Annotated in this window: 10 protein-coding genes; 8 read left to right on the forward strand and 2 right to left on the reverse strand. The window is 60.7% G+C overall.

Translation table 11 applies throughout. The annotated features are described in order from the left end of the window. The first annotated feature begins 3 nt into the window (after positions 1 to 3). From dapE to RV1423_RS13840, 5 genes are all read left to right on the forward strand, one after another. A complete protein-coding gene (dapE, locus tag RV1423_RS13820) occupies positions 4 to 1,131 on the forward strand; it encodes a succinyl-diaminopimelate desuccinylase (RefSeq protein WP_034297474.1) in 1,128 nt (375 codons plus the stop codon). 71 nt (positions 1,132 to 1,202) lie between these two features. After that, complete coding sequence (prmB, locus tag RV1423_RS13825) at positions 1,203 to 2,096, forward strand: 50S ribosomal protein L3 N(5)-glutamine methyltransferase (protein WP_034297476.1); 894 nt, start codon at positions 1,203 to 1,205, stop codon at positions 2,094 to 2,096. Between the two features lie 28 nt (positions 2,097 to 2,124). Then, positions 2,125 to 4,113, forward strand: coding sequence for an ATP-binding cassette domain-containing protein (locus tag RV1423_RS13830; protein WP_034297477.1), 1,989 nt, complete (start codon positions 2,125 to 2,127; stop codon positions 4,111 to 4,113). Between the two features lie 122 nt (positions 4,114 to 4,235). Further along, positions 4,236 to 5,042: a cystine ABC transporter substrate-binding protein gene (locus RV1423_RS13835; protein ID WP_034297480.1), complete on the forward strand. Its 807-nt coding sequence runs from the start codon at positions 4,236 to 4,238 to the stop codon at positions 5,040 to 5,042. 68 nt (positions 5,043 to 5,110) lie between these two features. Then, a complete protein-coding gene (locus tag RV1423_RS13840) occupies positions 5,111 to 5,782 on the forward strand; it encodes an amino acid ABC transporter permease (protein ID WP_034297483.1) in 672 nt (223 codons plus the stop codon). A 46-nt stretch (positions 5,783 to 5,828) separates the two neighbouring features. Here RV1423_RS13840 and RV1423_RS13845 read toward each other — a convergent pair whose 3' ends face one another. Next, complete coding sequence (locus RV1423_RS13845; RefSeq protein WP_034297486.1) at positions 5,829 to 6,101, reverse strand: hypothetical protein; 273 nt, start codon at positions 6,099 to 6,101, stop codon at positions 5,829 to 5,831. A gap of 169 nt (positions 6,102 to 6,270) precedes the next feature. Here RV1423_RS13845 and ompR point away from each other — a divergent pair, with 169 nt between their 5' ends. The 3 genes from ompR to RV1423_RS30645 are packed head-to-tail and all read left to right on the forward strand — an operon-like array spanning position 6,271 to position 8,994. Beyond that, positions 6,271 to 7,026, forward strand: a complete 756-nt coding sequence (gene ompR, locus RV1423_RS13850; RefSeq protein ID WP_034297488.1) for a two-component system response regulator OmpR — start codon at positions 6,271 to 6,273, stop codon at positions 7,024 to 7,026. Next, positions 7,026 to 8,426, forward strand: coding sequence for an ATP-binding protein (locus tag RV1423_RS13855; RefSeq protein ID WP_373419961.1), 1,401 nt, complete (start codon positions 7,026 to 7,028; stop codon positions 8,424 to 8,426). Before ompR ends, RV1423_RS13855 begins: the two co-directional genes overlap by 1 nt. 7 nt (positions 8,427 to 8,433) lie before the next feature. After that, positions 8,434 to 8,994, forward strand: coding sequence for a flagellar protein FlhE (locus RV1423_RS30645; protein ID WP_231502279.1), 561 nt, complete (start codon positions 8,434 to 8,436; stop codon positions 8,992 to 8,994). 11 nt (positions 8,995 to 9,005) lie between these two features. On the opposite strand, the gene radA is transcribed toward RV1423_RS30645, so the two are convergent. After that, positions 9,006 to 10,382, reverse strand: coding sequence for a DNA repair protein RadA (gene radA / locus RV1423_RS13865; RefSeq protein ID WP_034297493.1), 1,377 nt, complete (start codon positions 10,380 to 10,382; stop codon positions 9,006 to 9,008). Positions 10,383 to 10,402 lie beyond the last annotated feature (20 nt).

Genomic DNA, 10,402 nt, shown 5'->3' on the forward strand with positions numbered 1-10,402 from the left:
ATCATGAGCAAAACCCTTGCCCTGACCCAGGAACTGATCGCGCTCTCCTCCGTGACACCGGAAGACAAAGGCTGCCAGACGCGCCTGGCCGAACTGCTGGCGCCGCTCGGATTTGTCTGCGAAACAATCCGGTCCGGCGACGTCACCAATTTGTGGGCGCGCAAGGGCACGGCGCAGCCGCTGCTGGCGTTTGCCGGCCACACCGATGTGGTGCCCACCGGCCCGGTCGAGAAATGGCAATCGCCGCCGTTCGTGCCGACGCAGCGCGACGGCAAGCTGTTCGGCCGCGGCGCCTCCGACATGAAAACCTCGATCGCGGCAATGGTCGTCGCGGTGGAAGAGTTCGTCGCGACGCATCCCGACCACAAAGGCTCGATCGGTTTCCTGATCACCAGCGATGAAGAAGGTCCCGCGACCGACGGCACCGTGGTCGTCTGCGACAAGCTGAAAGCGCGCGGCGAACAGCTCGATTATTGCATCGTCGGCGAACCGACTTCGGCGAAGCAACTCGGCGACATGATCAAGAACGGCCGCCGCGGCACCATGTCCGGCAAACTCGTCGTCAAAGGCATACAGGGCCACATCGCCTATCCGCAACTGGCAAAGAATCCCATCCATCTGGCCGCGCCTGCGCTGGCCGAACTGGTCGCCGAAGAATGGGACGAAGGCAATGAATACTACTTGCCGACCTCATGGCAAATGTCGAACATCCACGGCGGCACAGGTGCATCGAATGTGATCCCGGGCGAGGTCGTGATCGACTTCAACTTCCGCTTCTCGACGGCGAGCACGGTCGAAGGTTTGCAGCAACGCGTGCATGCCATCCTCGACAAGCACGGTTTCGACTACGATCTGAAGTGGACCGTCGGCGGCCTTCCCTTCCTGACGCCGCGCGGCAATCTGAGCGATGCGCTATCCGCAGCGATCAAGGCCGAGACCGGTCTCGATACCGAGCTGTCGACCACCGGCGGCACATCGGACGGACGTTTCATCGCGCAGATCTGCCCGCAAGTCATCGAGTTCGGTCCGCCCAACGACAGCATCCACAAGATCGACGAATACATCGAAGTACGCTATATCGATCCGCTGAAAAACATTTATCGCCGCACGATGGAAAACCTGTTGCTGTAGTTCCGGCATCGGCCCCAATCAACCCGGACCACTCCCGAATCGCTTCCATGTACAGACCGAGAACATCGATCATGACGCCAAACAATTTCGCCACCGTGCGCGATATCCTGCGCTACGCCATCACCAGCTTCAACACCGAGAAGCTGTTCTTCGGCCACGGCACCAACAATGCCTTCGACGAAGCCGCCTACCTGATCCTGCACACGCTGAAACTTCCGCTGGACCAGTTGGAGCCGTTCCTCGATGCACGTCTGCTGCAAGGCGAGATCGACAATCTGCTGCGCGTCATCATGCGCCGCACCGAGGACCGAGTTCCTGCCGCCTACATCACCAACGAAGCGTGGCTGGGAGGCTATCGCTTCTACGTCGATGAACGTGTGATCGTACCGCGCTCGTTCATCGCCGAACTGATCCCGGAACACTTCGCGCCGTGGGTGCAGGATCCGGCGCAAATCGAGAACGCGCTGGATCTGTGCACCGGTTCCGGCTGCCTGCCGATCCTCCTGGCGGATGCTTTCCCGCAAGCGCGGATCGATGCCGTCGACATCTCACCGGAAGCACTGCAGGTGGCGCGTCGCAATGTCGACGATTACGAACTGGGCGAACGTATCAAGCTGGTCGAATCCGACCTCTACGCCAAACTGCCCGCGCGCAAGTACGATCTGATCATCAGCAATCCGCCCTACGTCAATTCGGATTCGATGAGCAAGCTGCCGCAGGAATACTTGCAGGAACCCCAAATCGCGCTGGCCGGCGGCAAGGACGGCATGGACCTGGTGCGCAAGATCGTCAAGGGCGCGGCGCAACGCCTGACGCCGAACGGCGTGCTGGTCGTCGAGATCGGCAACGAGCGCGCCTATGCCGAAGCCGCCTTCCCCGAACTGGAACTGACCTGGGTTACAACCAGCGCCGGCGACGACATGGTGTTCCTGCTGACCGCCGACCAGCTCCAGAGCCTGGCTTAACCATTATTTTTTTGATTGCAGTTCCACGATGATTCGTTTTCAGCAAGTTTCCCTGGCCCGCGGCGTCAAGCCGCTGCTGGAGAATGTCGACCTCACGCTCAACCCGGGCGACAAGATCGGCCTCATCGGCGCCAACGGCGCCGGCAAATCCAGCCTGTTCGCCATGCTGCGCGGCGAACTGCATGCCGATCAGGGCGACATCGACTACCCGTCCAAATGGCGCATGGCATACGTCGCGCAGGAAACCCCCGCACTCGATCGCCCCGCCATTGAATACGCCATCGACGGCGACATTACGCTGCGCCGTCTGGAAGCCGAACTCGCCGCTGCCGAAGCCGAACCGGAAAGCGCCGACAACGGCAATCACATCGCCGAGTTGCACGGTGCGCTGGCCGATGCCGATGCCTACACCGTGCGTTCGCGCGCCGAGCAGTTGCTGATCGGCCTGGGTTTTACGCTGGAACAGATGGCGCGCCCGGTCGCCAGTTTTTCCGGCGGCTGGCGCATGCGCCTGAACCTGGCGCAGGCATTGATGTGTCCGTCCGATCTACTGCTGCTCGATGAACCGACCAATCACCTGGACCTCGACGCCATCATCTGGCTGGAAGACTGGCTCAAGCGCTATGCGGGCACGCTGATCATCATTTCCCATGATCGCGATTTCCTCGACGGCGTAGTCAATGTGATCGTGCATATCGACGAACGCAAGCTGAAGCGCTATTCCGGCAACTACTCGGCGTTTGAGCGCCAACGCTCGGCGCAACTGGAACTGGCGCAAGGCATGATCGAAAAGCAGATGCGCCAGCGCGCCCACCTGCAATCCTTCATCGACCGCTTCAAGGCCAAGGCGACCAAGGCGAGACAGGCGCAGAGCCGCATGAAGGCGCTGGCGAAGATGGAAGAACTGGCGCCGCTGCGCGCGGCGGCCGAGTTCTCGTTTGAATTCCGCGAGCCGCTGTCGGCGCCGAATCCCCTGCTGGTCATGGACAAGGTCAATGCCGGCTATCGCAGCGAGGATCCCGTTACCTATGCGATCACCGAAAAGACCATCGTCAGCGGCATCGAATTCTCGCTGCAAACCGGCCAGCGCATCGGCCTGCTCGGCGTCAACGGCGCCGGCAAATCCACGCTGATCAAAACCATCGCCAACGAGCTGAAACCGTTGTCCGGCACTGCGCAATTCGGCAAGGGGCTGGTGATCGGCTACTTCGCCCAGCATCAGGTCGAAATGCTGCGCCATGACGAATCGCCGCTGTGGCACCTGGCGCGTATCGCGCCGAATGTGCGCGAGCAGGAGTTGCGCAATTTCCTCGGCAGCTTCAACTTCAACGGCACCATGGCGTCGTCCAGCATTGCACCCTTCTCCGGCGGCGAAAAAGCGCGCCTGGCGCTGGCGCTGATCGTCTGGCAACGTCCCAACCTGCTGCTGCTCGACGAACCGACCAACCACCTCGACCTGGAAACCCGCGAGGCGCTGACCATGGCGCTGGCGCAGTTTGAAGGCACCTTGGTTCTGGTGTCCCATGATCGCCATCTGCTGCGCGCCACCACCGACCAGTTCCTGATCGTCGCCGAGGGCAAACTGCAGCCGTTCGACGGCGACCTCGACGATTATCGCGACTGGCTGTTCAAGACCAAGCTGGCAACCAAGAACAACGCCGCCGAAACGCCGCTACCGGCGGTTTCCAAAGTCGAAATCAAGGAGCCGGAACAGTTTGCATCGACGGCGGACCGCCGCGAGCAGAAGCGCCTGGAAGCAGAAGAACGCCAGCGTGTCGCGACGCTGAAGAAGCCGATCGAATCGCGCATCAAGCGCCTGGAAGAGCAGATCGCCAAATGCAACGAAAGGAAAGCCGTCATTGATGCCCGCCTGGCCGATCCCGCCATCTACGATGCCGCCAACAAGGAAGATCTGAAAACGCTGATCACCGACCAGGCCTATTGCATCAAGGAACTGGACCAGCTTGAAGGGGAATGGCTGGGGCAGCAGGAAGCCCTGGAACAGCTACTCGCATAGCCGCTTCCGCAGCGTCCATATAAACTTCTTACGTAGATGTCTTTTGTTTTGACTTGCAAAACGATTAAGCTGCTCGCATATCGGCTTTCCACCGATCAACATATATCGTTAAAGGAACAGACATGACATTCAATAATTTACGAAGATTGTCTCCGCTGCTGGCAGGCCTGCTGCTGGTGGGCGCGACCCTCGGCGCCCATGCCGCCGACCTGCTCGACACCGTCAAGGCGCGCGGCACGTTGAAAGTCGGCCTGGAAGGCAACTATCCGCCGTTCAACTTCAAGGATCCGAAGACCAGCGAACTGACCGGCTTCGAAGTCGACGTTGCCAAATTGCTGGCTGCCAAGCTGGGCCTCAAGCCGGAGTTCACCACCACCGAGTGGAGCGGCATCCTGGCCGGCCTGGGCGCCGGCAAGTATGACGTGATCATCAATCAGGTCGGCATTACCGAAGCGCGTCAGAAGGCATTCGACTTCTCCGATCCGTATACGCTGTCGAGCGCGCAACTGATCGTGCGCAAGGATGAAAAGCGCGAGTTCAAGAGCCTGGAAGACCTCAAGGGCAAGAAGCTCGGCCTCGGCCAGGGCACCAACTTCGAACAGAAGGCCAAAAGCGTTCCCGGCATCGACATCAAGACTTATCCCGGTTCGCCGGAATACCTGGCCGATCTGGCCAGCGGCCGCATCGATGCCGCGCTCAACAGCAACCTGCTGGTCGGTTATCTGCTGAAGTCATCCAACCTCCCGCTCAAGGGCGGTGCGCCGGTCGGCACGATCGACACAATCGGCATTCCGTTCCAGAAGGGCAATCCGCAATTCAAGGCAGCCCTGAACAAGGCGCTGGCCGACATCCAGAAGGACGGCAGCTTCAAGCAGGTCTCCGTCAAATGGTTTGGCATTGACGTGAGCAAGCCGCCGGCCGCACAATAAGCCTCTGATTTATTTTGAAATCGATATCCCCGCGTCAATGCGGGGATATTTTTATTTGCCGACAAAAAATGGAAATTTGGGACCTGCTGCATCAGGCGGCGCCGATCATGCTCAGGGGCACAGCTTATACGCTGCTGTTCGCCCTGTCCTCCATGTTGGGCGGACTGGCCTTGGGTTTCGCACTGACGGCAGCGCGCATCGTCCCCTGGAAACTGGTGCAGTGGCCGGCGACCGTGTATGTCAGCCTGATGCGCGGCACGCCATTGCTGGTCCAGATTTTCGTGGTCTATTACGGCCTGCCCAGCATCGGCATCGAATTCTCACCGCTCTCGGCCGGGGTGCTGACGCTCAGCCTGAACACCGGCGCCTATCTGTCCGAAAGCCTGCGCGGCGCGATTCTGGGCGTCGGCAAAGGTCAATGGAGCGCCAGCTACAGCCTCGGCCTGACCTATCCGCAGACGCTGCGCTACATCATTGCGCCGCAAGCGATTCGCATCGCGGTGCCGTCCATGGGCAATACGCTGATCAGCCTGATCAAGGAGACTTCTCTGGTATCGGTCATCACCGTGACCGAACTGATGCTGTCCACCAAGGAAATCATCGCGGTGACATTCCGGCCGCTGCCCTTGTATATCGCGGCGGCGATGGTGTACTGGTTCCTGAGCATCTGCTTCCAGGCCCTGCAGCACCGCTTGGAACGCAGACTGGAACGCGCGCATCTGCAAGTGCGGGACGAATAACGGCCGAAAAAAAACCGGACCGCGAGGGTCCGGGTTTTCATGTGATTCAGCGTTTGACGCGGTAAATATCCTGTCCCGCTTCATCGATCTGGCGCCGCAATTCGCGCCTTTCGTCGGGACTCAGCTTGCCGCGGCGCTGATTGGCTTCCTGATCGGGCGGAGGTCCCTGACGGCCGCCGTTGCCGCCCTGATGGCGAAAATCCGCCGGCTGTGCCGGCATGGCGCGCGCGCCCTCCGGCGGACGCGCAAACGCAGCGCTGGCGCTCAGCGCAATCACTACTGCAGCACTACCCAAGCTTTTAATTACGGCGTTATCCATGACGGCATTTTTCCATATTTCCGGGCCAACGACAAAGCGCATCGTCAATGAACACAGTGTAGGTTGCCCGGCCGGATGGTATAAGATGATTAAGGTAAGGGATGTAACAGTTTGTAATCTTTGTGCTGTTACATGTTGCCGATCGCCGCGAAGACGCTACCATAACGCCATGAATACGACCAACACAAGCACGACAGCTACTCCGGCCCACCAATCCAAAGTCCTGGTGGTAGACGACGATATTCGCTTGCGCGACCTGCTGCGGCGTTACCTGACCGAGCAAGGCTTCAACGTCGTGACGGCCGAAAACGCCCAGGCGATGAACAAGCTCTGGATCCGAGAGCGCTACGACCTGCTCGTGCTGGACCTGATGCTGCCGGGCGAAGACGGCCTCGCCATTTGCCGCCGCTTGCGCGGCGCCGGCGACCAGACGCCGATCATCATGCTCACTGCCAAGGGCGAAGACGTCGATCGCATCATCGGCCTTGAAATGGGCGCCGACGACTATCTGCCCAAGCCGTTCAATCCGCGCGAACTGGTCGCCCGCATCAATGCCGTTTTGCGCCGCAAAGGTCCGGACGAATTACCCGGCGCGCCGTCCGAATCGCCTGAGTCTTTCGAGTTCGGCGAGTTCGTACTCGATCTCGGCACCCGCACACTGAAGAAAAAAGGCGAAACCGTGCCGCTGACGACCGGCGAATTTTCGGTGCTGAAAGTGTTCGCCCGCAACGCGCGCCAACCGCTATCGCGTGAAAAACTGATGGAAATGGCGCGCGGCCGCGAGTATGAAGTCTTCGACCGCAGTCTCGACGTGCAAATCTCGCGCCTGCGCAAACTGATCGAACCCGATCCCGCCAATCCTCTTTACATCCAGACCGTATGGGGCCTTGGCTATGTCTTCATCCCCGAGGGCAAACCGCGCTGATGCGCCTACCCAACCCGGCTGCCGGCATCCACAACATGAGCTTTCTAGCGCGCCAAAGATGGTTCAGCAACGGACTGTTCTGGCGTACCTTCTTTTTGCTGACCTTCCTGATCACCGCCAGCATGGTGGCTTGGGTAGCGAGTTTCCGCATGGTCGAACGCGGCCCGCGCGCAGAACAACTGGCGGCCCAGATCGTCTCGGTCGTCACCATCACCCGTGCGGCGCTGACGCACTCGGCGCCGGAAATGCGGCGCGAGTTGCTGTTTGAACTGGCCAGCAACGAAGGCATCCGCATCTATCCTCTTGAAAAATCGGACAAGGTCGCGCCGCCTGACGATTCGCCCGTGCTGCCGGAGCTTGAGTATTACGTCAAGCAGTCGATGGGCGACGATACGCAATTCTCTTCCAGCGTCAACGACGTCGACGGTTTCTGGATCAGCTTCAAGATCGATGAGGACGAATACTGGCTGATGCTCGACCGCGGCCGCCTGGACCGCACATCCAGCCTGCAATGGCTGGGCTGGGGTTCGATTGCGCTGGTGTTGTCGCTGATCGGTGCGGTATTCATCTCCACGCTGATCAACCAGCCGCTGGCGCGCCTGACGGCCGCCGCGCGCGCGATCGCCAAAGGTAAACAACCCGGTCCGTTGCCTGAATCGGGTCCCACCGAAATCCGCGAAGCCAATCTCAGTTTCAACCAGATGGTGGCGGACCTCGACCGTATCGAATCGGACCGCGCGGTAATCTTGGCCGGCATTTCCCACGACTTGCGCACGCCGCTGGCGCGCATGCAACTGGAAGTTGAAATGGCGAAACTGTCCGACGAAGCGCGCGACGGCATGCACGCCGACCTGGCGCAGATGGATGCGATCATCGGCCAGTTCCTCGACTACGCCAAACCTTTCGACAGCAGCAGTTTCACACCGGTGGATTTGTCCGGCTTGCTGGAAGACGCCGCCAACAATGCCAAACGCCTGAGCGACGTCCGCATCACGATGGCCATTACACCCGGCATCGAAGTCATGGGCAATACGGTCGAACTGGAACGCACCATCAGCAACCTGATCGAAAATGCACGCCGCTATGGCAAAACGCCGCAGACCGACGTTGCCGACATCGACATCCTGTGCAAGATCGAAGGCCACAGCGTCAAGGTGGAAATCGCCGACCACGGTCCCGGCGCGCCCGACGGCGAACTGGAACATTTGCTGCGCCCATTTACCCGCCTGGACACGGCACGCGGCCAGGCCAACGGATCCGGACTGGGGCTGGCCATCGTCAACCGCATCGTGATCCGCCACAATGGCAAGCTGCATCTGCGCAACCGCGATGGCGGCGGCCTCGTGGTCCAGATGATCTTTCCGCATCGCGGCGGCAATCCGCGCAAACAGGCTGGATAAGATAGTCGTGCAAAGAGGCCTCCGCGGTTTGCTGCTCGCTTTGGCGGCCTGCTGCGCCGTCACCGCATCCGCGCAAACCCGTGTGGATCGCACGTTCAGCGCACAACAACAGCCGGGCGCTACACCCATCGCGGCGCTGCCTGCCGCTGCCGCCATCGCTACGCCCGCTCCGCAACCAGATCAACCACCTGCGCCGACACGCCGCGGTCCAGGCGGCTCCTATGCATCCGACGCGATGGGCGCAACGATACTGGCCAAGAATGCCGATTACGAAACGACATTCAAGGTCAACGCCACCGTGCCGGCGGGCGCCTCCATCAGCAATGTGTCATGGCAATACGGTCTGTCGAACAAACCCGTCGGGTTCGAAGCGGTCCTGTGCTGGAACAACCAGCAACGCTGCTGGAACGTGACCAACAGCGCCAGCGGCAGCACCACCGCTTTCAACGGCAAGGACGCGTCGCAGCCGTTCACGCTGCATTATCGCGTCAAGGGCGGCGGGCAGTTGGGGCCGCCGGCGCAGGGCGAGATGAACCAGATCATTGTCACTTACGACTTGCCGCGCTAGACCCGACAGCGTTATTCGTCGATATTGCGGATCTTCTGCAACGCCTCATCGATACGCTCGACGGCGACGACCTTCAATCCTTCGATTTCCTGTTTTGGCGCATTGGCTTTCGGAATCATCGCAATCGAAAATCCCAGCTTGGCCGCTTCGCGCAAGCGTTCCTGGCCGCGCGGCGCCGGACGGATTTCGCCGGCCAGGCCGACTTCGCCGAACACCACCAGTCCGCGCGGCAACGGCTTGTTGCGCATCGATGAGTTGATCGCCAGCAGCACCGCCAGATCCGCGGCCGGCTCGGTGATCTTGACGCCGCCAACGGCATTGATGAAAACATCCTGGTCGAATGCTGCAATTCCCGCATGGCGATGCAACACCGCCAGCAGCATGGCCAGACGGTTCTGTTCCAGGCCGACGGACAGACGGCGCGCGTTGGGCACATGCGAACTGTCGACCAGCGCCTGGATCTCCACCAGCAAGGGACGTGTTCCCTCCTGCGTCACCATCACGCAGGAACCCGGCACCTGGTTGTCGTGCTGCGACAAGAACAGCGCGGAAGGATTGGACACTCCCTTCAACCCCTTTTCCGTCATGGCGAACACGCCAAGCTCATTGACCGCGCCGAAACGATTCTTGAATGCGCGCACCAGACGGAAGCTGGAATGCGTATCGCCCTCGAAATACAGCACCGTGTCGACGATATGTTCGAGCACGCGCGGACCGGCCAGCGCGCCCTCCTTCGTCACGTGGCCGACCATGATGATGGTGGTGTCGGAAGTCTTGGCCGCGCGCGTCAATTGCGCGGCGCATTCACGCACTTGCGCCACCGACCCCGGCGCCGATGTCAGCGCGTCCGAATAGATGGTCTGGATCGAGTCGATCACGGCGACGTCGGGCTTGTGCTCGGCCAGCGTCGACAGGATTTTTTCCAACTGGATTTCAGCCTGCAGCTTGAGGTCTTTCGCATCCACCGCGAGACGCCTCGCGCGCAAGGCGATCTGCGAACCGGACTCTTCACCGCTGACATACAAGACCTGCTTGAGCTTGGAGATATTCGCCAGCGCCTGCAACAGCAAGGTCGATTTGCCGATGCCGGGATCGCCGCCGATCAGCACCACGCCACCCGGCACCAGGCCGCCGCCGAGCACGCGGTCGAACTCTTCGATGCCGGTGCCGAAACGCGGCACGTCGATCGCTTCGATATCGGCCAGCGACAACACCGGCGCCGTCTGCGCCAGGCTCTGGTGCGGGTTCGAATAACGATTGCCGCCGGCCGACTCGACCAAGGTCTCGACCAGGGTGTTCCACTGGCCGCAGGCCGGACATTGCCCCGCCCATTTATTGCTGATGCCGCCGCATTCGGTGCAGGTGTAATTGGTTTTGGCTTTTGCCATGTCAGTTCTTTTCCCGGACT

This window comes from Herbaspirillum sp. RV1423 (assembly GCF_000577615.1).
Lineage (GTDB): Bacteria > Pseudomonadota > Gammaproteobacteria > Burkholderiales > Burkholderiaceae_D > Herbaspirillum.

Coding starts and splice junctions, on each gene's coding strand:
- prmB (WP_034297476.1), top strand. CDS start 1,203: ATGACGCCAAACAATTTCGCCACCGTGCGCGATATCCTGCGCTACGCC.
- ompR (WP_034297488.1), top strand. CDS start 6,271: ATGAATACGACCAACACAAGCACGACAGCTACTCCGGCCCACCAATCC.
- RV1423_RS13855 (WP_373419961.1), top strand. CDS start 7,026: ATGCGCCTACCCAACCCGGCTGCCGGCATCCACAACATGAGCTTTCTA.
- dapE (WP_034297474.1), top strand. CDS start 4: ATGAGCAAAACCCTTGCCCTGACCCAGGAACTGATCGCGCTCTCCTCC.
- RV1423_RS13845 (WP_034297486.1), bottom strand. CDS start 6,101: ATGGATAACGCCGTAATTAAAAGCTTGGGTAGTGCTGCAGTAGTGATT.
- RV1423_RS13830 (WP_034297477.1), top strand. CDS start 2,125: ATGATTCGTTTTCAGCAAGTTTCCCTGGCCCGCGGCGTCAAGCCGCTG.
- RV1423_RS13840 (WP_034297483.1), top strand. CDS start 5,111: ATGGAAATTTGGGACCTGCTGCATCAGGCGGCGCCGATCATGCTCAGG.
- radA (WP_034297493.1), bottom strand. CDS start 10,382: ATGGCAAAAGCCAAAACCAATTACACCTGCACCGAATGCGGCGGCATC.
- RV1423_RS13835 (WP_034297480.1), top strand. CDS start 4,236: ATGACATTCAATAATTTACGAAGATTGTCTCCGCTGCTGGCAGGCCTG.